Origin of the sequence: Buttiauxella massiliensis, from assembly GCF_902500225.1 — a bacterium.
Taxonomy (GTDB): domain Bacteria; phylum Pseudomonadota; class Gammaproteobacteria; order Enterobacterales; family Enterobacteriaceae; genus Buttiauxella; species Buttiauxella massiliensis.
Genome location: NZ_LR722650.1, coordinates 35,282 through 59,798 on the forward strand (window position 1 = coordinate 35,282; position 24,517 = coordinate 59,798).

Sequence of the window (24,517 nt, forward strand, 5' to 3'; positions counted from 1 at the left end):
CTTAAAGCATTACCTTGGGAGTTAGTCATGCTTACGCGTTTCTTTATAACGGGTACCGATACTGCAGTCGGGAAGACTGTGGTTTCTCGCGCCTTGTTGCAGGCTCTTGCAGCCAGTGGCAAAAGTGTCGTCGGCTATAAGCCGGTAGCCAAAGGCAGTAAAGAGACGCCAGAGGGCCTACGCAACAAAGACGCGTTAGTTCTACAAAGCGTTTCCACTGTCAATTTACCTTATGAAGCCATCAATCCTATCGCTCTTAGCGAAGAAGAAAGCAGCGTGAGCCATAACTGCCAGATTAACTATTCGCTGCTGTCTGATGGGCTTCAGCGTTTGGCCGGGCAGGTGGATCATGTTGTTGTCGAAGGCACTGGCGGCTGGCGCAGCCTGATGAACGACTTACGTCCATTATCGGAGTGGGTGGTTCAGGAACAGTTACCGGTGTTGATGGTGGTTGGGATTCAGGAAGGCTGCATCAATCATGCCTTACTGACAGCTCAGGCGATTGCCAATGATGGCTTGCCACTGATTGGTTGGGTGGCAAACCGTATCAATCCAGGGCTTGCACACTACGCAGAAATTATCGATGTATTAAGCAAGAAATTGCCTGCACCGCTGGTGGGCGAACTGCCTTATTTGCCTCGAGCAGAGCAGCGTGAACTGGCAAATTACATCGATTTATCCCGTCTTAGCAGCGTTCTGACTGTAGACCGTTTGAGGGCGTAACCAGCGCGAAAGTGCTGAAGCAATTACGCACGCCAGCAGTAAGCCGGGGAGTAAAGTAAATTCCCCGGTCATTTCACAAACCATCAATGTGGACATAATCGGTGCATGAGTGGTCGCCGCTAAAAGCGTTGCCATTCCAGTTAATGCCAGCAAAATAGCGATACTATCGCCACTCCACGTCCAAATCCCAAACCATTGTCCGACCAGCATTCCGAGCGCTGCACCTACAAACAGTGTCGGTGTGAACACGCCACCGGGCGCGCCGGAACCGCTACTTGCCAGCACCGCTGCTAGTTTGTAAACCAGAATCCCTGCCACAAACAGCAGCGCCGGAGGCTGAGAAAGGAACGATTGCACCACGCTGTAACCATTTCCCCAAACCAATGGCGTAATCAGCGAAAGCAGCCCAACCAGCAAACCACCCAGCGCCAGTTGCAACGGTGGCGTTAAATGCAAACGTTGGAACAATTTATTACTGTGGGACATCAGCCAGAGGAATAACGGCCCGGCGACACCGGCTATCACACCGAAGGTTGCCATCAGCAAATACTGTATAGGTTGCGGAGCGCTTAACGCTCGCACGGTATACAGCAATGCTTGTTCGTCATTGAGTAAATGAGTCATCAACAAGGCGCTGACGGCGGCAATCACTACTGGGCCCAGCGAGGCGAGCATCAGCGTGCCAAACAGAATCTCTGCGATAAACAAACTTCCAGCCAGTGGTGCGTGGTAGGCGCTTGCCATCCCGGCTGCGGCACCGCAGGCGACCCACAATTTCCATTCATCTTTATTTGAGAAACGCTGGGCAAATACCGAAGCAAAAACAGTGGCCAATAGTACCATCGCACCTTCGCGACCAATGGCACTACCGCTTGCTACCACAATCAGTGACGCGGCTGATTTGACCAGACTTGCGGATACATCAAGACGTCCGTCGCCGGTCTCTATGGCTTCCATATAGTCAGTGGGAGCAGAAGGGCGCTGGCGTGTGGCGCGTTGCCAGCCCCAAAGTAGTGTACCTGCAAGTAAACCACCCATAGCCGGGGTGAGTAATCTGCGCCACGGCGGTAGTGCGGCAGCGGCGGCAACCAGGCTTCCGCTATGATCGCCAAGGAAAAGGCCTTCAAGGAAATACATTGACTGGCGAAATAGCCAGACGACCAATGCAGAGGCAACGCCAATCCAGACGGCGAATATTAGCCGTCGAAGCATGCCTTTCATATCGGGGAAGTGGTTTAGATGGCGCATCAGAGCATTGTAAGGTGGATAAGCGTTAGCGTCATCCACCGTTTGTTGCTGTTTTGTCGGATGTCGCTGGCGCTAATCCGACCTGGGATTGAGTAATATTGGCGTTGAAACTACGAAATATTCAGCGCTCGGCGAGTGCGGCCTGAACTGAGGTAATCGGCGATATAATCTTGCGAAATTTCACCGCTGTAACGGCCATCTTCGTCAGTAATCGGCATCCATACCATGTTGTGCTCGTAAAGTTTAGATAGCACAATTCGCAGGTTATCTTCCGCACGCCCGGTCACGCGGAACGGGTGCAGTAACTCAGAGCATGAGCCGATGGCACCACGCGCTTCGCGGCGCTTCACAAAGCCTAATGGCTTACCTTCACCATCCACCACGGTTATCGAGCGCATGTCGTTATCATCCATGGTAGAGAATGCTTCCGGTAACGGTGTGGACTCACGCGCGGTAATTGTCGGTTGCTGGTCGGTGACATCCCCAGCCTGAACCAACAGCAGGCGTTTCAGGGTGCGATCCTGGCCAACAAACGACCCCACAAATTCATTGGCAGGCTTAGCTAAGAGCTCATCGGGACTGGCACATTGCACGATTTTCCCCTGACGGAACACGGCGATACGGTCACCCAATTTCAGGGCTTCATCAATATCATGGCTGACCAGCATGACGGTTTTCTTCAACTGACGCTGCATTTCCAGAAATTCATTCTGTATAGATTCACGGTTGATAGGGTCAACCGCACCAAACGGCTCGTCCATCAGCAGCACCGGAGGATCCGCCGCCAGCGCCCGGATCACGCCGATACGTTGTTGCTGCCCGCCTGACATTTCACGCGGGTAACGGTTCAGGAAGCGGTTAGGGTCGAGCGCCACCATGCTCATTAATTCGCTGGCGCGTTCTTTACAGCGCGCTTTATCCCAACCCAGCATCCGCGGCACGACGGTAATGTTTTCTTCAATCGTCATGTTCGGGAACAGACCGATTTGCTGGATAACATAGCCAATATTGCGGCGCAGCGTGACGGTATCCAGCTCGTTAGTGTTTTTACCGTTAATCAGAATATTGCCGCCGGTTGGGGCAATCAGGCGGTTAATCATCTTTAGTGTGGTGGTTTTGCCACAGCCGGAAGGGCCGAGCAGCACGCACATTTCGCCTTCAGGCACATTCAGGCTGACGTTATCAACCGCGTTAAATGTTTGGCCGTTCTTCTGAACGAACTGTTTGGTGAGATTTTCCAGTTTAATCATTATCGAATCCCCTTAGGAGTCAGCACCACTTGTAAACGATGCAGTAACCAATCAAGCACAATAGCCAAAACACAAATCATCACCGCACCGGCAATCAACATACGGATGTCGCTGCTGCCGATGCCGTTTAGCAATAACAAACCTAAGCCGCCAGCACCGATCACCGCAGCAATCGCCATCACACCAATATTCATGACCACTGCGGTACGAATACCACCAAAAATCACCGGTAAAGCCATTGGGATTTCAACCCAACGCAGGCGTTGCCAGAAGGTCATGCCGATACCGCGTCCCGCTTCGCGTAATCCGGGCGGCAGGCTATCTAATGCGGTGTGAGTGTTGCGTACAATCGGCAAGAGCGAATAGAGGAAGACAGCGGTAATGGCGGGGAATACGCCAATCCCTTGTCCAACCAGCGAAAACAGCGGAATCATCAGGCCAAACAGCGCGATAGACGGGATCGTCAGCACGATGGTGGCGATACCCAAAACGGGCGTGGCGAGCCATTTGTGGCGCACAATTAAAATTCCCAACGGCACGCCAATAACTATCGCCAGCCCCACAGCTAATAAGACTAGCCACAAGTGTTGTAGCGTCAGGCTGCCAAGATAGCCCGCGTTATCAATCATATAATGTAACGTTTCCATGATGCCTCCTTAGAGCAAGCCTTTACGCTGCAGGAATTCTTGCGCAACTTTTTGTGGGGTTTCATGGTCGATATCCACTTTGGCATTCAGTGTGGATATCACGTCGTTATTGAGTGATGCGGAGAGGGTGTCGAGAGCCTCCTCAAGCCCAGGGTTCGCCGCTAACGTCTCTTTACGCACAACAGGCGTCACGGCATAACTTGGGAAGAAGCCCTTATCGTCTTCCAGCACTTTCAGATCAAAGCCCTTCACGCGCCCGTCCGTGGTGTAAATCAACCCAGCATCCACAAACCCATCGCGCACCGCGTTATAGACAAGGCCTGGGTCCATTTGGCGAATCTGAGGTCTGTCGAGCGGCATGTTGTAGGCTTGCTGCAAAGGCTTCATGCCATCGCTACGCCCGGCAAACTCCAGGTCCAGTCCGAGCATCCAGTTGTTGTCCGGGTCTGTTTTGCGGATTTGTTCAATTTTTGCCACCAGTTCCGACATGGTATTGATGTTCTCTTCTTCAGCGCGTTTGCGCTGCATCGCGAAGGCGTAGGTGTTGTTCATATCGGCAGGTTTCAACCACACCAATCCGAGTTTGGCATCGAGTTTTTTAACGGTGTCGTAGGACTCCTGCGGGGTCATACGTTTGTTGATGTGATTAAAAATAATCAATGAGGTACCGGTATATTCCCAGGTCATATCCACCTGTTTGTTGATCATCGCATTACGGGAAATTACGGTGGCAATGTTGGTCTGCGGCGTCACCTGGAAGCCTTTCTTACGCAGGTACTGTGTGGTCATGGCAGACAAAATATGTTGTTCGGTAAAGCTTTTTGTTGCCAGCACGATAGGTTCGGCTTTTGCTGCGCCTGCGAATAGCAGCGTTGTGGTGAGTGCGGCAAGTAACGGTTTAAATGGTTTCATGACGGGCTCCTTTTTATTGTTTTTATTTCACTGTGTGAGGACTTAACACGCGTCCCAAGCCCGCGAGTGCAACATCAAGGAGCAGGGCAAAGAGTGCTGTGGCAGCTGCACCCAAAATCAGCGTTGGGAAATCATTGAGGTAGATGCCCGGGAAAATAAGCTCACCGTAACTACTGGCACCTATCAAAAACGCCAGCGGCGCAGTACCCACGTTAATTGCGGTAGCAATACGGATGCCCGAAAGCATGACTGGCCATGCGTTGGGTAATTCGACCTGGCGCAAGCGTTGCCATTTAGTCATGCCAATGCCGTTGGCAGCTTCGATAAGCGAAGAAGGGACACCGGATAAACCCGAGTAGGTATTACGGACAATGGGCAGCAGCGAGGCGAGGAACAGCGCGATAATTGCAGGTTTGTCGCCAATCCCGATAAACACCATCGCCAACGCTAAAACGGCTAGCGGTGGCAAGGTATTTCCGACGTTAAAGATTTGCATCGCATATTCAGCGAAACGGCGAGCAGCAGGGCGACTGAGCAGAATTCCGCTTGGGATCCCCACCAGTAGAGCCAGCGCCATCGAACTAAACACCAAAATTAAGTGTTGTTGCCCGAGATAAAGTAAATCCACTTTACGAGCGATTATGGTTTCGGGGCCAATTCCCCAAATCAATAATCCGAGGACGACGATTATTGCCAGTGCACCAAAAAAAGTGCGTTTTACGATGGAAGTATTATGCATTGCAGTGTGTCTCCCTGGGTGCACGTTATAGCAACCTTGAGGTCGCTTGTTGTTATGCCTTGTGTCGGCAGGGTGTTTTGACCTATAGCAACGCAGCGGGAATGATTCCAGTAAATAGAGAAATTACCAGGCGAATGATTAGCGTGTAAATTAACGAGTTAGCCTTGTGCCGCCTCGCTTGAAACGTGGTTGTAAAGAATTGTCTTAAAAGTGTTTGAGTGAAGTTACGTTGTAACTTTTACAGGGGAGAGTGACTGAGAGTAAATGCCGGATAATGAGGGGTTAATTCGCGGGGTCGATACTAGAAAAGTAGTCGGTGGATACGCGCAAACGCCATCCACCGTTACTCAGATTCTTAGGAATAGAGCTCTTTTTGTGCGACAGGAATCTGCAAACCTTGACTCCACTGAGCAAGTGTCAGGTTAGTTAATTCGCCTAACGCCTGATAGAACGGATGTCCAGCATTGGCGATAAACAACTCCAGGAAACGCCCGCTCCACGGCAGGATGTGCCAGGCAAGAAGTTCGTCAACTTTCGGCTGCAATCTTTCTTCAGCAAGCCAGGCGGCCAGCATCAGTAGCAAACCGAAATGATCTTCGGGTTCGTTGTTTTCTTGCTCGTTGGAGATGTCGTTTTTACGCATCCAGCGGCGTAATTCAAGCATCGAATCACCAAAAAGCACTTGTTCTTTATCGAGATAGACCGAACCCCAAGGCGAGGCTGGTAAAGCGTCCGGGCCGATGAACAGGCGCTGCCAGGCTTCACTCAAAGATTCTGGCTCATAGTTAAAACCTTCCGCCATACGCTGAGCGATACTCGCCAGCTCTTCATGCTGCACTGGCCATTGCTCAGTCCAGGATGGATCCTGAAGTGAGGCATACAGTGATGCGACATCCCGGCTTTTGGGTTCTTGATAAAAAAGCGCACCGAGCACTCTTCCTGTCAGGGCGATAGTCGCCAGTCGTTGCGTTGTTTCAGACATCATTCTCTTCCTTGTTGCGCGAGTTATGCCGCGCATTCTCTACGGATTGCCTGGCAATTGCTATGCATTAGACATCTACATCCGTTTTAATAACTATTGTGGCTCACTTTGTGACCCATCCTGCGTACTACCACCGCTTACCGGATAGTTTCCGCTACTGGTACGCGTATACAGGATTTTTTGCGTATCATTACCACAATGGCCAACAACTTGGGCATCAGGCTTATCCGCTTGATCGTTAGGGACAATTGTTAAACTAAAGCCTGATTCAGGGACACCGTTATTGATTATCTTTTGCTGAATGTCGGCCTTGACTGTATCGCAGGAAGTCTGTGCGGCCAGTACAGGAGTTGCTGCAGCCAACAGGCATACACCAAGCCAAATTGAACGTTTCATCGTATCTTCCTTTCTGTTGAGGGGCTGTAGTAAGGATAGTATCTGCAGTGTAAATTGTTGTATTTGCTTATACCCTTCATACTTCAAGTTGCATGTGCGTTGGCTGCGTTTACTCACCCGCATCACTTACCAGAGTAAGCTCATCGGGACTCGCTCTCTTGCCTCGTTACTCGGCATAGCCTCGCCCCGAAGGGGCCAGCGCAAGCGCTGTTCAAAAGGCCGAAGCCTTTTGTCCTGCAACTCGAATTATTTTGGGTACATCATTGTTGTTACATTTCAAGTCGGGGACAGGTATTACGTGAAGAAAATCATTATCCTCTGTGCGCTGGCAGCGTCTATTGCCGGGTGTGACAATCAGAACAATACGCTTTCTTATACGCCTGAAATGGCGAGTTTCTCGAATGAATTTGATTTTGACCCGCTGCGTGGGCCGGTAAAAGACTTCAGTCAGACATTAATCAATGAAAAAGGCGAAGTCGTTAAACGCATTGTTGGCTTGATATCGGAAGAAGGGTGTTTCAACGAGCTCGAATTTCACGATCTGGAAAACAATACCGGTGCAACCTTGGTGTTGGATGCTAATTACTATCTTGACGCCATCACCCGTGAAAAACGGGTAAAGCTTCAGGGGAAATGCCAGTTGGCAGAATTGCCGAGTGGCGCTATTACCTATGAGACGGACGATAAAGGTTTTGTGGTGGCAGCGCACAGTGAAGCGACATCCATTGTTTATAACTATGACGCTGATGGATATCCGTTAGGTAAGGTAACTAAAGCAAAAAATGACACCCTGGCTATCAAGGCGAAATCCGGTAGCGACAATAAGAAAAAACTCGATTACACCTCTGAAAGCACCCTCAACGGCAAGTCTATCGCTTTAGTCAAACAAACTTGTGATTACGACGGGTATTTCAACCCACTGGAATGTGTGCTGAACATCACCGATGAAAGTGTCAAACCGCCGAAGGTTGAAAGTTTTACGATTAAAAATAGCATCAATTATTATTGATACTTAGGGTAAAACCTCGTGTTAATGGCATTGGATTTACGCGCGAAACAGCAAAAGAAAGCTTGAGTCAGCTTCCTGACTCAAGCTCTTGTCGGAGCTACGCGGCGCGAACCTTAGCAATCAGCGCCTGTTTTTCTGCATCAGATAAGAAGGCAATTCTTAAACCATTCTCTTGTGCGGTACGAATATGTGCTGCACTTAAACCTGCCTGCGGTGCAGCCACATTATATTCGTGAATAATATCGATACCCTGGACGGCTGGGTCATCAGTATTGATCGTGGCCAGCACGCCTTTATCCAGGAAGGTAATCAACGGGTGTTTATCCATTGAGGCTATCGTGCTGGTTTGGATATTGGACGTCAGGCAGGACTCGATGCCAATTCCATGTTCCGCAAGGAAATCCATAAGCGCCGGATCTTCGATTGCCTTAACACCATGTCCGATACGCTCGGCACCCAGCTCACGAATTGCCTGCCAGATACTTTCCGGACCAGCGGCTTCACCGGCATGAACGGTGATGTGCCAACCCGCATCACGTGCACGGTTAAAGTGACTCAGGAACAGACTACCCGGGAAACCTAGTTCATCACCGGCAAGGTCAAGGGCAGTAATGCTATCGCGATGTGCCAGTAGGGCCTCCAACTCAGCCAGACATGCAGCCTCACCGAAAGTACGACTCATAATGCCAATCAAGCGGGCTTCAACACCGAAATCACGGCAACCCTGGCGAACGCCTTCAATCACCGCTTCCACAACACCCGCAACCGGCAGGTTATGGGTCATGGCCATATAGCCTGGGGAGAAACGTAACTCGACATAATGCAGGCCATTCAGGGCTGCATCTTCAATGTTTTCCCATGCTACGCGGCGGCAGGCATCGAGATCCGCGAGGACTTTAACGCCCCAGTCCAGTTTTTGCAGGAAACTCACCAGATCAGGTGCTGTTTCCACAACTTGTACGTGAGGACGAAGTGCTTCAAGGGAGTCAGCCGGGAGCGGCAAATTAAACTGGCGGCCCAGATCGAGAATAGTTTGAGCACGAATATTGCCATCAAGGTGGCGGTGCAAATCGGTTAACGGCAGGGTGATATCAATCATGGTCGCACTCTTTTTTTGATTTAAGTGCGCAACAGTATAAGAACAAACGCACCTAAATAGCTACGTTGCGCAAACAAAAAGGGGAGTTTGCTCCCCGTAACTTCACTGGAGAGATTTAATCGCCGCAATCAGGCGCTTCACGCCGTCTTCAAGCTTAACGCGTGGGCAGCCGGCATTCAGTCGTACAAATCCTTTTCCTTCCTCGCCGTAGGTATATCCCGGCATGATGGCGACTTTTTGCTGCTCAATGAGCACTTTTTGCAGCGCGTTGTCATCAATGCCCAATGGGCGTAAATCTATCCATGCAAGATAAGTGGATTCCGGCGGTTGCCAGTTTAGTTGCGCAAACTCTCCATTCAGCGCATCGGCGACAAAGCGCAGGTTACTTTGCAGGTAAACTCGAAGCTCATCAAGCCAGACTGAACCTTCTTGATAGGCCGCAATATGTGCGACAACGGCAAGAATGGCGGGGGATGATAATCCATCCTGACCTTTCAGCACATTTAAGTATTTCTGGCGCTCATTACTATCATTAATCAAGCCATAAGCACCTGTTAATGCAGGAATGTTGAAGCTTTTGGAACCCGATGTGAACAGAGCCCATTGACCTTTGCCTACTTCATTCCACGGCGTGTGCTGGTGGCCTTCCCATACCATATCCATATGGATTTCATCACTGATAACCCTCACGCCATGACGTTCGCAAAGCATTGCCATGGTTTCAAGCTCAGTACGTGTCCAGACTTTGCCGGTAGGATTTTGCGGGCTGCAAAGCAGCATGATCTTGCATTCAGGCTTCGCCAGTTGCGCTTCGAGAGCACCCATATCGCACATCCAACTGCTATCGGTTTTATGCAACGGCGCGCTAAATACCTGGCGTTGGTTGCCCTCAATGGCTTTATAAAATGCATCATATGCAGGGGTATGGACTAGCACTGCATCGCCAGGTTCAGACCACTGGCGGATGAGTTGCGATACCATGTAGATAACCGACGGGCCGTACACTATCGACTCTTTATCGATCACACTGTTAAAACGCGTGTAATACCAATGCGCGATCGCGCCAAGAAACTCCTCATTCTTCCAGCGGCTATAACCTAATACACCGTGAGATAAACGTTGTTGCAGAGCTTCAAGAATGACTGGAGCGGTAGGGAAATCCATATCGGAGATGGTAAAGGGCAGGAGGTCGGCGGCACCGAAACGGTCAGCGACATAATCCCACTGAGTACACCAGGTTCCGTGGCGGTCAACGACTGTGGAAAAATCGAACATATTACCTCGCAACAAACGGGCGCCGTAACGCCCGTTATGATTTACGCCTGAGCAGTTTGCATCAGATGCGCCATTTCATCTTTCACCGACTGGACCTGCGGACCAATCACCACTTGCAGATTGTGCTGGTTGAGTTGCACCACACCGATGGCACGGAGGTTTTTAAGCGCTGCGCTGTCGACCAGAGACATATCTTTCACTGACATACGCAGGCGAGTGATGCAGTTATCGAGAGAAACAATATTCTCGGTACCGCCCAGAGCTGCGAGCATGGCTGGAACATTGTAACCCGATTTACCCACCTGGCCGGCAATCGCTTTTTCAGCGCTGGTGGTGTTATCGATATCACGACCCGGCGTTTTGATGTTGAAGCGGGTAATGGCAAAACGGAAGATTGTGTAGTATGCCGCAAACCAGATAGCTGCAACCACAGGCACCATATACCATTTTGTCGCCAGGCCGTGCAGGATACCGAACACGACGAAGTCGATGATATTGCCATCGGTATTACCGATAGTCACACCCAATACCGCCATCATGGTAAAGCCAAGGCCAGTCAACAAAGCGTGGATGACATACAACACAGGAGCGACAAAAAGGAACAGGAATTCCAGAGGCTCAGTCGTTCCACCAACCACGCAGGCAATCACGCCAGAAATCAGCAGGCCTTTAATTTTGTGACGGTTTTCAGGGCGAGCACAGTGATACATCGCCAGTGCCGCACCAGGTAAACCGCCAAGGAAGGCAGGCATTTTACCTTGTGACAGGAAGCGGGTCGCACTTTCAGAGAAACCATGAACCGTTGGGCAGCTCAATTGCGCCTGGAAGATAGTCAGTGCGCCGCTGACGCTATGGCCACAAACATCCATCGTTCCGCCTGCATCAGTAAAGCGAATCAGCGCAACAAGGATGTGGTGCAAACCAAACGGCAGCAACAAGCGCTCACCAGTACCGAAGATCATCGGCCCAAACATGCCAGCGCTGTTGATCATATTACCCAGTGCGTTGATCCCAGCGGCAAAAACCGGCCAGATTAACGGGATAACCAGACCAACCAGACCCATCACGACGGTGGTGATGATTGGCACAAAGCGGGTACCACCAAAGAAGGCCAGCGCATCAGGCAAGCGCACGTTGTGGAAACGCTCATGCAGCAGGAATACAATCACACCGACAATAACTGCACCCAAAATGCCGGTATCAATAGATTGAATACCCAGAATATTTTGGATGTTGTTTGCTTTCAGGATGGCGGTATCTGTTGTCGGCAAAATGCCTTTAGCCGTCAGCCAGAAGTTCACTGCAAGGTTCATTACCGCGTAACCGACAAAACCGGAAAACGCCGCTACACCTTTGTTTTCACGCGCGAGCCCAAGCGGGATTGCGATACAGAACATAATTGGTAGGAAGCTAAACGCAAACGAGCCGACTTTCCCCATCCAGGTGAAAATTAGCTGTAAAACAGGATTACCTAATGCTGGAAGCAGAGTCACTACATCGTGGCTACTGAGTGAACTCCCGATACCGAGCATGATGCCGCAGAACGACAAAAGTGCCACGGGCAACATAAAGGTTTTGCCAAGGTTTTGAAAAAACTCCCAAAGCGTAATTTTTTGTGGTGTATTAGCCGCCATAACGACTCCTTAAACCCTGGTTGATAGATGGGTGGTGGTAAAGAACGAAGCGGATGATAAAACGTTTTACCAACCTTTATTGCGCTATAGTTCACAGATCTAAAGCTCACTAGAGTGCTTAATACCTCATATGAGGTTAAACGTTTTATCACTAAATTTTGTTTCATGGAGGGTCCGTCGGCCTAATGACGACTCAGGATAAGAAAATAACAATTAACGAAGTCGCTGAAGCGGCTGGAGTTTCTGTTACGACAGTTTCTCTGGTTCTCAGTGGCAAAGGACGCATTTCACCAGCGACCGGATTGCGCGTGAATGAAGCCATAGAAAAGTTAGGATTCGTGCGTAATCGCCAGGCTGTTTCATTACGTGGTGGCCAAAGCGGGGTTATTGGGTTGATCGTGCGTGATCTATGCAATCCTTTTTATGCCGAGCTCACCGCAGGTTTAACGGATGAACTAGAAAAGCAGGGCAAGCTACTCTTCCTGACCCAAAGTGGCGCACAGGGGCAGCATATGCAGCGTTGCTTTGACATGTTAATTGCGCAAGGAGTGGATGGCATTATTGTCGCCGGAGCAGCAGGACAGGGGGCGGATATGCGTACTATTGCGCAACAGAAAAATTTACCACTGGTATTTGCCTCTCGCGCCAGCTACCTCGATGAGGCCGATATTATCAGGCCTGACAATATGCAGGCCGCTCAGCTTGTCACCGAACACTTGATCAAGCGTGGGCATCAACGGATTGCCTGGCTCGGTGGTGATGGTGCCTCTTTGACTCGCGCCGAGCGCGTGGGTGGTTATTGTTCCACGCTTCTGCAATACGGCTTGCCATTCCACAGTGAGTGGATAATTGAATGCGAGCCGAGTCAGAAAAAAGGGGCGGACGCGATCACCACACTTCTACAGCACAACCCGACAATTACTGCTGTGCTCTGCCACAACAGCACTGTGGCGATGGGGGCATGGTTTGGTTTACTGCGTGCAGGAAGACAAAGCGGTGAGGGAAGTATCGACAGTTACTATGACCGCCATGTAGCACTGGCAGCTTTCGCTGAAGTGATGGACGATGAACTGGATGACTTGCCATTAACCTGGGTTTCTACACCTGCACGTGAGATAGGCCGTATGGCTGGGCAGCGTATCCTGCAACGTACACAACAAGGTGATACCAGTGCGCTTAGTCAGATTATGCCAGCACGATTGGTGATTAGGAAAAGTTAAAAAGCCTCCCTAAAGGGAGGCTTTTAGCCAGGCATCGCTCATAATTATTGCTGAGGAACAGCTGGCGCTTCTGGTGTGGCAGGTGCTTCAAGTTCTGGTGCCGGGGCTGCTTCTGGTTCACCCATAGTCGGCATACCAAACATTCCTAACAGATCGCCCAGTGCCATTTTCTGGCCGTTCAGTGTGACCTGACCGTTGGAGTACTGCAGGCTGGAAACCACATTATTGTCTTCCATAGTGGTTACTCGGAACATTTGCCCCATTGCCGCCAGGCCTTTGATTTGTTGCTCGGCAAGTTTAGCTGCTTCGGCAGGCTGGTAGCCTTCAAACTGCGCAACTTGCGTCATCAACTCGGTCGCCATATCTACTGGTATAACCAGCTTACTGTCGAGAGATTTAACCACACGGTTCAGTTGTTCTTCCGGAGTTGTTGGTTCACCCTTTGATTGCGCCGGGTCTTTCAGGAACAAAGACAGATTGAAGCTGCTTTCACCTTTAGCATTTTTCCAACTTAATGGCGCAACGGTAATCACCGGATCACCTTTCAACAACAGCGGCAGGTTGGCGGCAAACAGCTCAACAATTTGCTGCTGATAAGCTTCAGGATTCTGCGCAACAGCAGGATCTGCCAGTAATTTTTGCGACTCAGCGTTATATTTCTTGCTAAATTCTCGCACCGCCGCTCCGTCAAGATTGCCGATTTTGAGCGTTAGCTTGCCGCTACCAATATCTTTGTTCTGTACCTTCAAAGAATTAATCGCGTATTCGATTTGGCCGGAAAGATGCTTTTTATCTTCCTGAAGTTCAGATTTGGCGTTGATGTTAAAGCCTTCCACAACCGCCATTTCTTTGCCTTCGATGGAAATGGATAATTTGTCGATCGAGGCTTTCTGGCTACCAATTCGCTCGATAAATTCGCTACGCGCACTATTGCCTTCGGTTTTGATACCGTTAAAGGTCATCTGTACGTGCTGGCCGTATTCATTGACGGTATTGACCAGGCCGCTTTGCGCTTCACCACTCACGGCAATTTTATCACCCTGGGCATCCACATCAGCCTTGAACTCACCACCGCTAAAGGCAACTTTTTGCTCGCCATTTTCATAATTCAGTGGCAGTAAATTGATATCAGAAGAGGTGTCACCGCTATAGCCAATGCGCGTTTGGGCATCAATAAAGGACTGGCCTTTAGCAATATCAAACAATGGCTTGGTGGTTGGGTTGTTCATCAATGTGGTATGAACTGACGCCATGGATGGCAACAGATTGAATTTTTGCAGTTGTGCGAACGGGAACGGGCCATGATCAATGGTTTCGTTAAATACGATAGTTTGGTCAGGCTTGAGGATCGCGCTTGTCATTCCTGCGGTTGGCTTGATGACTAACTGCATGGTGCTGCTGAACAGACCACGATGGTAATCCTGGTAGCCCAGCGTCAAGCCAGCTTCGGGCGAGGCTTTATTCAATGCGGTATTAGCGTTGCTGATCATCTCCGCCATACGGCCTTCGAGCTGTTTACCGGTGTACCAGGCTGTGCCAGTCCACACCACACCCAAAGCCACAATAACACCTACTGCAACCAGTGATTTTTTCATTCTGTCGTAGTCCATATTAAGTGCATCTGCCGGTAGTCCTCCGGCAGATGATTGAAATGCCCGCGGGCATTGAAGAAACTGATTCTACACAGCTTAGCAATCCTACCCAAAAAGATCAGTAAGTTGCTTTAAACTCAGATTTTAGAGAACACACGAGCCACACGACCTACACCGCTGAGAGATACCGGTGATTCTTGCGCAGAAATAAATGCAGACTCACCAGGTTTGAGCGTCAATTGTTGCTGGTCTTTGCTTAAAATTGCTTCACCTTCAGTGCAGAACACGATGGCCGCACTTGGCTGGGCAAGCTGCACTTGCTGAGAACTGAGATCGTGCAAGGAGAAGGCGAAGTCATCAACTGGGATAGGGAAGTCCAGTTCGCTGCCATTTTTCTCCGGCTGAGTCAGCAATTCAGCGGCAGGTTTTGGCTCAAACTTAACGTTTGCGACCAGCTCAGGAATGTCGATGTATTTTGGCGTGAGCCCGGCGCGCAGGACGTTATCCGAGTTTGCCATCACCTCAAGAGCCACACCTTTCAGATAAGCGTGCGGGGTTTCTGCAAACAGGAACATTGCTTCGCCCGGCTGTAATTTCACCACGTTCAACAGCAGTGGTGAGAATAAGCCACTGTCGTCCGGGTAAAACTCAGAAATAACGCGAATGGTTTCCCACGGCTCGCCTTGCTGATTATTCAATGCTGCCTTCAACACGCCGAGTGCCAGGGATTTCTCATCGCCTTTCATATTCAGCAGGCTTGCGAAAAGCTGTGACAAACGTTCCGCATTTGGCTCTTGTAAGAAATGAGCTATGGCAGGGTGTGCGCCAGAAACGGGCTGCAGCAAAGAGACGATATCGCTAAACTCACGGAACGCATTCATTGCCAGGAATGGGGTAAGCGCGAACACCAGTTCTGGTTTGTGGTTTGGATCTTTGTAATTACGTTCGGCGGCATCTAATGGAATGCCTGCTGCATTCTCTTTGGCAAAGCCCAATTCAGAAGCTTTTTTGTTAGGATGAACCTGAATAGAAAGGGGTTGATCGGCACACAGCACTTTGAAGAGAAACGGTAGCTCACCAAAACGCTCTGCAACGGCCTTGCCTAACAGTGCGGGTTTGTCGGCATCAATCACGTCACGCAGTGAACGAGCTTTGCCGTTCTCAAGAATTTTTGAGCTGCTTTTCGGGTGAGCCCCCATCCATAATTCTGCCATAGGCAGGTTTTCTGGGTTTTCCACGCCGTAAAGTTCCGTTAACGCAGTTTTACTTCCCCAGGCATAGTTTTGCACTGAGTTAATGAGTTTTTGCATTATCAAGCCCTATAGTAATCTAAACAAAGTTACTGCTATTAAACCAATTATCCGCAGTGAAGTAACCAGGGGATTAAAAAGTCGGTTTAGTCTCAGTTTTTGTTAAAAAATTGTGTAGCATGTTAGACCCGTTATCTTTCAAGCCACAGCGGGGTTGGCTCAGGCTTGAAATCTTAAGGGTATAAAAGATAATAATTAACGTAGTAAGTGAGAGAACAATGCCGAATAAAGCCTTTCATTATCAAGAACCGTTCCCGTTAAAAAAAGATGAAACAGAATACTACCTGCTCAGCAGTGATTATGTTTCCGTGTCAGAGTTCGAAGGGCAAGAAGTCCTGAAAGTTGATCCTAAAGCCCTCACGTTACTCGCCAAACACGCCTTCCACGATGCCTCGTTTATGTTACGCCCGGCCCACCAGCAACAAGTAGCCGATATCCTCAATGACCCTGAAGCCAGCGAAAATGATAAGTATGTCGCGCTGCAATTCCTGCGTAACTCCGAAATCGCTGCAAAAGGTATTTTGCCAACCTGCCAGGATACCGGTACGGCAATTATCATGGGTAAAAAAGGCCAACGCGTCTGGACCGGCGGTGGTGATGAAGAAGCGCTGTCCCGCGGCGTCTATAACACCTTTATTGAAGATAACCTGCGCTACTCGCAAAACGCGGCGCTGGATATGTACAAAGAGGTGAATACCGGCACAAACCTGCCTGCGCAAATCGACCTTTACAGTGTTGATGGCGCTGAATACAAATTCCTCTGTATCGCCAAAGGCGGCGGTTCAGCAAACAAAACCTATCTCTATCAGGAAACGAAGGCGTTGCTGAGTCCTGGCCGCCTTAAAGATTACCTGGTCGATAAAATGCGTAGCCTCGGGACTGCCGCGTGCCCGCCGTATCATGTGGCGTTTGTGATTGGCGGTACATCGGCTGAAGCGACGCTTAAAACCGTAAAACTCGCCTCAACCAAATACTATGATGGTCTGCCAACCGAAGGTAACGAACACGGCCAGGCATTCCGCGACGTAGCACTTGAAAACGAGTTATTAAAAGAAGCTCAGAACCTTGGCCTTGGCGCGCAGTTTGGTGGTAAATACTTCGCCCACGATATCCGTGTTGTGCGCTTGCCGCGTCACGGTGCGTCATGCCCGATTGGTATGGGTGTTTCGTGCTCAGCCGATCGCAACATTAAAGCGAAGATCAACCGCGATGGTATCTGGATCGAAAAACTCGAACACAACCCAGGAAAATTTATCCCGCAGGAATTGCGTCGGGCGGGTGAAGGGGAGGCAGTTAAAGTAGATCTGAACCGCCCGATGAGTGAGATCCTAAAACAACTGGCGCAGTATCCTGTTTCAACTCGCCTTTCTCTAAGCGGCACGATAATTGTGGCACGCGACATCGCCCACGCTAAACTCAAAGAACGTATCGACAACGGCGAAGGTTTGCCGCAATACATCAAGGATCACCCGGTGTATTACGCGGGGCCTGCAAAAACGCCAGACGGTTATGCATCAGGTTCACTTGGGCCAACAACAGCCGGGCGTATGGATTCCTATGTCGATTTATTGCAAGCCAACGGCGGCAGCATGGTGATGTTGGCAAAAGGCAACCGTAGCCAGCAAGTGACGGATGCCTGCCATAAACATGGCGGTTTCTATCTTGGTAGTATCGGCGGCCCGGCGGCAGTTCTGGCGCAGCAGAGCATTAAGAGCCTTGATTGCGTGGAATATGCGGAATTAGGTATGGAAGCCATCTGGAAGATTGAAGTTGAAGACTTCCCGGCCTTTATTCTGGTGGATGATAAGGGCAACGACTTCTTCCAGAAAATACACGCCTCGCAATGCACACGGTGCGTGAAGTAAGACACTCAAGCCGCCCATCAGGGCGGTTTTTTTATCCCCCTTCATTCTTCGTGGTGCGTCTGTGTTGGCTGCTCTCGCTTACCCGAATCACTTACTTATGTAAGCTCATCGGGATAAGTTCCTTTGCCGCCTTGACGCACCTCGAATTATTTTGGGGGATGCTCTATGTCTAAGGAGAATGAAATGGCATCAAGTCGCAGTGAAAAAGACTCAATGGGCCCAATCGACGTCCCTGCAGATAAGCTGTGGGGCGCGCAAACTCAGCGCTCACTTGAGCACTTCCGTATTTCCACGGAAAAAATGCCCACGGCGCTGATCCACGCGTTGGCATTAACCAAGCGAGCTGCCGCGAAGGTAAATATGGATCTTGGATTGCTGGTGGAGGATCGTGGCAACGCCATTATTAAGGCGGCCGACGAAGTTTTGGCGGGCCAACACCCGGATGAATTCCCACTGGCTATCTGGCAAACCGGCTCGGGTACACAGAGCAATATGAATATGAACGAAGTGTTGGCAAACCGGGCGAGCGAAATTCTTGGCGGCTTGCGTGGCATGGAGCGAAAAGTTCACCCGAACGACGATGTGAATAAGAGCCAAAGTTCGAATGACGTTTTCCCAACGGCGATGCATGTTGCTGCTGTCATTGCAGTGCGCGAACAACTTATCCCGCAGCTAACCCTATTGAGAGAGACATTGCAGGGTAAAGCGGAAACCTTCCGTGACATCGTTAAAATTGGCCGCACCCATTTACAAGATGCTACCCCGCTTACCCTGGGCCAGGAGATTTCCGGCTGGGTGGCGATGCTTGAGCATAATCTCAGGCATGTTGAAAACAGTCTGCCGCACGTTGCCGAACTAGCATTAGGCGGTACGGCTGTTGGAACAGGGCTGAATACCCATCCCGAATACGCAGTACGCGTCGCCAAAGAACTCGCAGAAATTACCGGGCAACCGTTTATCACCGCGCCGAATAAATTCGAAGCACTGGCGACCTGTGATGCGCTGGTTCATTCGCATGGTGTGCTAAAAGGGCTGGCGGCGTCGCTTATGAAAATTGCCAACGATGTGCGCTGGCTATCTTCTGGCCCGCGCTGTGGAATTGGTGAAATCGCTATTCCTGAGAATGAACCGGGGAGCTCAATTATGCCTGGTAAGGTGAATCCTACCCAGTGTGAGGCGGTGACGATGCTCTGCTGCCAGGTGATGGGTAACGATGTGGCGGTAAATATGGGTGGGGCGTCAGGCAACTTTGAGCTCAATGTTTATCGCCCGATGGTGATTCATAACTTCTTGCAATCGGTGCGTTTACTGGCAGATGGTATGGAAAGTTTTAACGAACATTGCGCGGTGGGTATTGAGCCGAATCGTGACCGCATTACGCAATTACTGAACGAATCACTGATGCTGGTGACTGCACTCAATACGCATATTGGTTATGACAAAGCAGCAGAAATTGCCAAGAAAGCCCATAAAGAAGGGCTAACTTTGAAAGCTTCAGCGCTGAAACTTGGCTATCTAAGTGAAGACGAGTTTGATGCCTGGGTGCGACCAGAAGAGATGGTTGGCAGCATGAAACAGTAAGGCCGACGCGCCTGCATTTATTCCTCGCAGTACAAATGCAGGCGCGGGATTACCAGCCGTAGTGGTTGCGCATCCGGCTTATAGCGATGACGAATATTCTCCGCATCATAATTCAATAACTCCCCCATATCCGGTGGCATTTCGCCATTATCACGGTTACACAGCACTACCAAAGGTGACGGGCAGGCATGTTGTACCTGCTTTTTACGCTCCTGGTACCAGGCGCGGGCGACGGGCTGTACTTTTACCGGTCGTTTAATCTTCAGGCGTACGTTATCTGAAAGGCTGGTAATGGAGTTCAGCTCGCGGGTAATTTGCTCCGCCCATTGCTCACGGGTGTAGGGCGGTACAGCGCGATTCGCTTTGAGGCTCTTTTCGAGTATTTCGATAACTTCCCGGCGTGAGTAATTCTTGATGATTTGTTTATTTGCCCAACCGAAATTCAGCGTAGTAGGGTTTTCCAGCAGTGTAATAGAGCGGTAAGCATTAAGGGTGATAAGCCCAGGAAGCTGGCGGTGAACCCACTCAAAGCGCTGCACGCTGGGCAGTCCCGACTCCACGCTGATAATGTTTTCAAGCTCCTGTTTAAGCTGATTAATGCGTACTACCAGGGTTTGAGTCTGAAGGCGGGAGATTTCGTCAACCTGATAGCAAACGGCACCAGGCAGGCGCACAGCGGCTTTGCTGCTGGTTTTCTCGGACTGCTGCTGGATAAACAAATGAGTGAAATGGGCGAGGGTGGCCTGATGTGCTTCTCTACCAAGTCGTTGTGTCACCTCGATTTTGCTTACCGCATCGTGTTCATTCCCTTTATCAACCGTAGGCAGTTGAAAGACACGACCAACTAACAACCTGTAGCTGTCGAGTTGTTCACTGAACAGACGGAGATCTCGCTCGAGCTCGCGAAATGTACTGTTAAGGCGCTCAATCAAATCATATTTTGTCATTTCGCCACCGCGTTAGTTACAACATACTATTCATTGTTTATAACACAAGGAGATGAACCTGACCATCAGTGTTACGAAGGTCAGGCAGGAGACAATGTGATTTTTAGCGGCTTGGCTTGATAGAGGCCAGTGTCATTGCGGATTCAGTCTTAATTGGCCAGCTAAAGCGAAAACGCGCACCACCCAAGGCACCGCTATCAACGACTACAGAACCCTCCATAGCGGTTGCGACAGAATGCACAATTGCCAGCCCAAGGCCACAGCCACCGGTAGCGCGGTCACGGCTTGGGTCAAGGCGAACAAACGGTTCAAATACTCGTTCGCGTTCTTCTGCGGGTATACCTGGGCCATCGTCTTCCACCTGCAAAATTGCGGTTTGTCCGTCAAGCCACAGGCTAATACGTAATTTCTCATTGCTGTAACGCAATGCGTTGTTGACCAGGTTATCTGTCACTCGTTCCATCAGGCGTAGGTCAATCATGCCAAAATTGCCGCTAGGTGGGGTATCCAGCAAGATATCGAGATGGGGATGAATAATTCTGACGTCGGCAATGTGCTCATCAAGCCAGCGAGGAACGTTGACACTTGCCAGTTGTAACTCAGTTTGCGGGCGATCCAGACGTGCGTAGGTTAGCAATTCTTCAATTAACGCTTCCAGTTGTCCAATGTCGCGGTTTAGTGCCAGTGATTCCGCTTCGGTAAGATTATCACTCATCTCCAGGCGATAACGTAAGCGGACTAATGGTGTACGAAGTTCATGAGCAATCCCGTCAATCAGGAGCTTCTTACTGGCGATTTGCGCATTAATGCTATCGGCCATCTGGTTAAACGCGACGCCCAGGCGCTCAAAACTTGAGGCACTATCGAAATGAATTCGCTCATCCAGATGTCCTTGCCCCAATCTTTGCGCCGCCGTTTCTAGTTTGAGCATGTCCTTCCAGTGCGGTCGCATCCAGATAAATACGGGGAAGGCGAGGGAGATGGCAATAAACGCCATCAGTGCGACGTCCAGTAAGCGCATTTGGTGTAAGAAAAAGAGATACGGTATTGGCCCTACGGCCAGTACATAGTGGCTGCGAGGGATGCGCTGGATAAATGTATATTCATCGTCGAGAGCGACAATTTCGCCTGCGCGCAGGTGATGCATTGTCATCTCATCAAGCTTGAATTTATCCATTGGCTCAATGTGCAGCTTAAAGGATAAATTAAGGTCGAGATCTTTAATGGTGCGGTTCCAGTCGCGAGGAGGAATTTCTCGCAACTCGCTACGCATTAAATACAGTGAGCTTTTCATCAAATCATCTAGCGACTGGCGACCTGCACGTTCGGCGGTGAATTTGTATACCAGTCCAACCAGCATGGTCATCACCAAAAAGCAGACGAACAGTAAAAGATAGAATTGTATAAATAACTTTTTCAATGAAAATCACCGGGTTATTACGTATCTGAAGACTGGCTCCTGCTTTACAGGAGCGCTACGGGGGGATGGGCGATGTCATTTTAGAATTTTCTTACCCCAGTTGGCAGGGTATGTAAGCAGGGTTTGCCCCTGCTTACAATATCTGGTGTGTGTAAACGCGGTGTTTAATGACAATGGTGGCTTAAGCTATTGCTTCAACCTCAGGTAGAGAGTGGCCTGGCTGCATTTTCATCTTGTGTTGTTCCGCCAGAAGTTGACACACGACTTCTCCTGGTAATGGGCGGTGGAACAAGAAACCTTGGCACAATTCAATGCCCGCCATTTTCACTAGTTCTAATTCTTGCTCGGTTTCAACACCTTCGATGAGTATTTCACACTGAACCACCATGCATAATTTAACTACCTGTTGCAGGAAGCTAAAGCCATCCGGCTTGGCCAGACCGAGAACCATCGATCTATCGAGCTTTATCTTGTCTAGTGGGTAGCGGGTCAAATAGTGCAGCGTCGAATATCCCGAACCAAAATCATCAAGGGCGATTTTGATACCTAGACTGCGCAACTTTTCCAACACTTCTGCGACACGCACCGGTTCGTGAACCTTTTGTGATTCTGTTATCTCAAACTCAAGATTCCAGCCAGCAGGTAATGGTTTAGTCAGCACTTTATTCACAATGTGCAGAAGTCGATAGTCGACCAACGTTTGTGGGGAAATATTGACCGATAGAGTCATGCCCTCTGTTTCAGGCATATTGGCTCGCACATAATCCAGTGCGTTTTCCATCACCCAGAAATCTATCTCCGGCATCAAACCAGCCCGCTCATAATATTTCAGGAATGTTGGTGGCGTTATCTTTCCGTGGTCATCCTGATGGCGGATTAAAACCTCAACGGCAAAGATTTTATTGTCAGATAAACGTAACTGCGGCTGGAAATACAGGATGAATTGACCACTGGTTTGCAGTTTTTCTATCTGTCTTTGTGCTTCAAGGTTACTGTTTTCTTCTACAATATGATTGTAGTTAGGCACCATCTCAAAGTTAGTGGGTTGGCTGGTTTTTACCTCACCGGTAAGTAAGTCCATGTCATTATTTACAGCGCTTTTTTGTTTTAATGTACTTTTGACAAATGGGTAATAAATAGCCACACCTAGAGCGACAAGAGCAATATATAGCATGACGGCAGCACTGGATTGCCCGCTGGCTAACCACACCTTGATAGGCCCTGGCGTTGACCAACTAACGATTGCGGTAATCCGCGGGATGAAACTATAGTAAGTCGCACCGTACGCCACGATGTAAGAGACTAACGGGGTCAGGACGAACGGAATAATCATTACCGGGTTGAGAACAATCGGAAAACCAAAAATCAGCGGTTCGTTGATGTTAAACAATGCCATTGGCCCGGCGATGGTTAACAGGCGGCGGTGCGGACTGTTTTTCTGCATTAAAATGCAGATGACCAAACTCAGTGTATTTCCTGTACCACCAGAATTACACCACATGTCGTAGAAGACAGGGCTGAGAATATTGAGTGCGCCACGTCCTGAATACCAATCATTAATATTTAATTTTGCAGCTGCAGTAAAAGCAACATCAATGTCCATAAATAGATAATAGCCATGTAGACCAAAGAACCACGGAACACTGCGCAACAGAACGTATGAAATGCCATTTAAAAAATTAGTCGGGTAAAAATAAAGTGACAGTTGGCTGAATAAATTCATTGTATGGTGTAAGCCAGCTTCAGCAGCTAATTTTATAATGCTGCTGAATAGGGCGATTACCATTAACGTAACAAAAAACGAAACAATTGTGACGTTATTGTTATCCTTCCATTGGCGAAGTTTTAACAGATTCTTACTGACGATTTCCTGTAATACATTACCAATTATCCCGGAAGCCAAAGCCATAGGAATGCTGATATCCAGGAAAAATTGTGCGTTATCATCCATGATTCGTCGGAAGATCATCAACGTACTGATGCTTAACGCGATACAGTATATTTGCGATAGGCGGTTTCTAACGGCCCAGTGGACCGCAACATAGATATTCATCACCAGTGGTGCTAGTGCTAAGAAGCCAATCTGTAGCTGCATAAACCACAGCGCTGCCTGGTTAAATCCTGCAGTATCACAAAGTACCGACGCAGTGATGACTAAACCACGAACAATCGATAAGGGAACAATAGCCATGGTGCTGGCAATAATGGCATGGGCATAACGATTGTTTAATAACTTGATTTGACTGTTATTCAAACGATGCAAAAGATTGTTTTGTAGCCACACTTTTATCACAAAATTACCTGAAGCAATTACGCTCATAATGGTGTTTTTAAACAGATAACTGGATTGTCAGAGCGAGTTATCCGGTGTTACGACAAGGTGAAATTAGCTATTTTTCTACATTCACGGATTTTTGCCCGTGAATGAAGTTTAAAGGTTTTTTTGTTAATTCAGATAAATAACAAAAAGAACACAAAGTAATAATAAAATAGTTTTTTTGTGAAATATCAGTCTGATTTTTTTTGAAGCAAATCACAGACAGAAATCTATCATATAAGTTAGGTGTATTTCTATACATAAGTTTACACAATTAAAACCCGTCGGGTGAGTCTGTGAAATATATGAGGAAGGATTTCGAAAGGAAGTAGCTGAATCAAAGTAACAGCT

General features: G+C 49.1%; 20 protein-coding genes. 5 read left to right on the forward strand and 15 right to left on the reverse strand.

Going from position 1 to position 24,517, the window contains the following annotated elements; translation table 11 throughout:
* Positions 1–27 precede the first annotated feature (27 nt).
* On the forward strand, positions 28–723 hold the full coding sequence (gene bioD / locus GC128_RS04710; protein WP_034455805.1) for a dethiobiotin synthase: 696 nt from the start codon (positions 28–30) through the stop codon (positions 721–723).
* Here bioD and clcB read toward each other — a convergent pair.
* From clcB to GC128_RS04745, 7 genes are all read right to left on the reverse strand, one after another.
* On the reverse strand, positions 676–1,971 hold the full coding sequence (gene clcB, locus GC128_RS04715; RefSeq protein ID WP_151993627.1) for a voltage-gated ClC-type chloride channel ClcB: 1,296 nt from the start codon (positions 1,969–1,971) through the stop codon (positions 676–678). The genes bioD and clcB overlap by 48 nt on opposite strands.
* Positions 1,972–2,081: 110 nt before the next feature.
* Complete coding sequence (gene osmV, locus GC128_RS04720) at positions 2,082–3,221, reverse strand: osmoprotectant ABC transporter ATP-binding protein OsmV (protein ID WP_151993315.1); 1,140 nt, start codon at positions 3,219–3,221, stop codon at positions 2,082–2,084.
* Positions 3,221–3,868: an osmoprotectant ABC transporter permease OsmW gene (osmW, locus tag GC128_RS04725; RefSeq protein WP_151993316.1), complete on the reverse strand. Its 648-nt coding sequence runs from the start codon at positions 3,866–3,868 to the stop codon at positions 3,221–3,223. Before osmW ends, osmV begins: the two co-directional genes overlap by 1 nt.
* Before the next feature lie 9 nt (positions 3,869–3,877).
* Positions 3,878–4,780, reverse strand: a complete 903-nt coding sequence (gene osmX, locus GC128_RS04730; protein ID WP_151993317.1) for an osmoprotectant ABC transporter substrate-binding protein OsmX — start codon at positions 4,778–4,780, stop codon at positions 3,878–3,880.
* Between the two features lie 22 nt (positions 4,781–4,802).
* On the reverse strand, positions 4,803–5,519 hold the full coding sequence (gene osmY / locus GC128_RS04735; RefSeq protein WP_151993318.1) for an osmoprotectant ABC transporter permease OsmY: 717 nt from the start codon (positions 5,517–5,519) through the stop codon (positions 4,803–4,805).
* Between the two features lie 355 nt (positions 5,520–5,874).
* A complete protein-coding gene (dmsD, locus tag GC128_RS04740; protein ID WP_407643461.1) occupies positions 5,875–6,501 on the reverse strand; it encodes a Tat proofreading chaperone DmsD in 627 nt (208 codons plus the stop codon).
* A gap of 93 nt (positions 6,502–6,594) precedes the next feature.
* Positions 6,595–6,897 carry a DUF1161 domain-containing protein gene (locus GC128_RS04745; RefSeq protein ID WP_134182927.1) on the reverse strand — a complete coding sequence of 101 codons (303 nt, stop codon included), beginning with the start codon at positions 6,895–6,897 and terminating at the stop codon, positions 6,595–6,597.
* A gap of 298 nt (positions 6,898–7,195) precedes the next feature.
* On the opposite strand from GC128_RS04745, the gene GC128_RS23045 reads away from it, so the two are divergent.
* On the forward strand, positions 7,196–7,906 hold the full coding sequence (locus GC128_RS23045; protein ID WP_407643462.1) for a YnfC family lipoprotein: 711 nt from the start codon (positions 7,196–7,198) through the stop codon (positions 7,904–7,906).
* A gap of 97 nt (positions 7,907–8,003) precedes the next feature.
* Here GC128_RS23045 and add read toward each other — a convergent pair whose 3' ends face one another.
* The 3 genes from add to malX form a co-directional block, all read right to left on the reverse strand.
* Positions 8,004–9,005, reverse strand: a complete 1,002-nt coding sequence (gene add / locus GC128_RS04755) for an adenosine deaminase (protein ID WP_151993321.1) — start codon at positions 9,003–9,005, stop codon at positions 8,004–8,006.
* 102 nt (positions 9,006–9,107) lie between these two features.
* A complete protein-coding gene (locus GC128_RS04760; RefSeq protein ID WP_151993322.1) occupies positions 9,108–10,280 on the reverse strand; it encodes a MalY/PatB family protein in 1,173 nt (390 codons plus the stop codon).
* A gap of 41 nt (positions 10,281–10,321) precedes the next feature.
* Positions 10,322–11,914, reverse strand: a complete 1,593-nt coding sequence (gene malX, locus GC128_RS04765; protein WP_151993323.1) for a maltose/glucose-specific PTS transporter subunit IIBC — start codon at positions 11,912–11,914, stop codon at positions 10,322–10,324.
* 185 nt (positions 11,915–12,099) lie between these two features.
* Between malX and GC128_RS04770 the strand changes: the two genes are divergently transcribed.
* Positions 12,100–13,134: a Mal regulon transcriptional regulator MalI gene (locus GC128_RS04770; protein ID WP_151993324.1), complete on the forward strand. Its 1,035-nt coding sequence runs from the start codon at positions 12,100–12,102 to the stop codon at positions 13,132–13,134.
* A gap of 44 nt (positions 13,135–13,178) precedes the next feature.
* Here the strand turns inward: GC128_RS04770 and GC128_RS04775 are convergent, their stop codons facing one another.
* Positions 13,179–14,729: a YdgA family protein gene (locus GC128_RS04775; RefSeq protein WP_151993325.1), complete on the reverse strand. Its 1,551-nt coding sequence runs from the start codon at positions 14,727–14,729 to the stop codon at positions 13,179–13,181.
* A 134-nt stretch (positions 14,730–14,863) separates the two neighbouring features.
* Positions 14,864–16,036: a mannose-6-phosphate isomerase gene (gene manA / locus GC128_RS04780; RefSeq protein WP_151993326.1), complete on the reverse strand. Its 1,173-nt coding sequence runs from the start codon at positions 16,034–16,036 to the stop codon at positions 14,864–14,866.
* A gap of 218 nt (positions 16,037–16,254) precedes the next feature.
* On the opposite strand from manA, the gene fumA reads away from it, so the two are divergent.
* Both fumA and fumC read left to right on the forward strand, forming a co-directional pair.
* The gene (gene fumA / locus GC128_RS04785; RefSeq protein ID WP_151993327.1) at positions 16,255–17,901 is read left to right on the forward strand and encodes a class I fumarate hydratase FumA; all 1,647 of its coding nucleotides are present in this window, start codon (positions 16,255–16,257) and stop codon (positions 17,899–17,901) included.
* A 183-nt stretch (positions 17,902–18,084) separates the two neighbouring features.
* A complete protein-coding gene (fumC, locus tag GC128_RS04790; protein ID WP_151993328.1) occupies positions 18,085–19,482 on the forward strand; it encodes a class II fumarate hydratase in 1,398 nt (465 codons plus the stop codon).
* A 17-nt stretch (positions 19,483–19,499) separates the two neighbouring features.
* Here the strand turns inward: fumC and tus are convergent, their stop codons facing one another.
* The 3 genes from tus to GC128_RS04805 all read right to left on the reverse strand — a co-directional run bounded on the left by tus (position 19,500) and on the right by GC128_RS04805 (position 24,169).
* A complete protein-coding gene (tus, locus tag GC128_RS04795) occupies positions 19,500–20,429 on the reverse strand; it encodes a DNA replication terminus site-binding protein (protein ID WP_151993329.1) in 930 nt (309 codons plus the stop codon).
* 103 nt (positions 20,430–20,532) lie between these two features.
* Positions 20,533–21,849, reverse strand: a complete 1,317-nt coding sequence (rstB, locus tag GC128_RS04800) for a two-component system sensor histidine kinase RstB (RefSeq protein ID WP_151993330.1) — start codon at positions 21,847–21,849, stop codon at positions 20,533–20,535.
* A gap of 181 nt (positions 21,850–22,030) precedes the next feature.
* On the reverse strand, positions 22,031–24,169 hold the full coding sequence (locus GC128_RS04805; RefSeq protein WP_151993331.1) for an EAL domain-containing protein: 2,139 nt from the start codon (positions 24,167–24,169) through the stop codon (positions 22,031–22,033).
* Between the last annotated feature and the right edge of the window lie 348 nt (positions 24,170–24,517).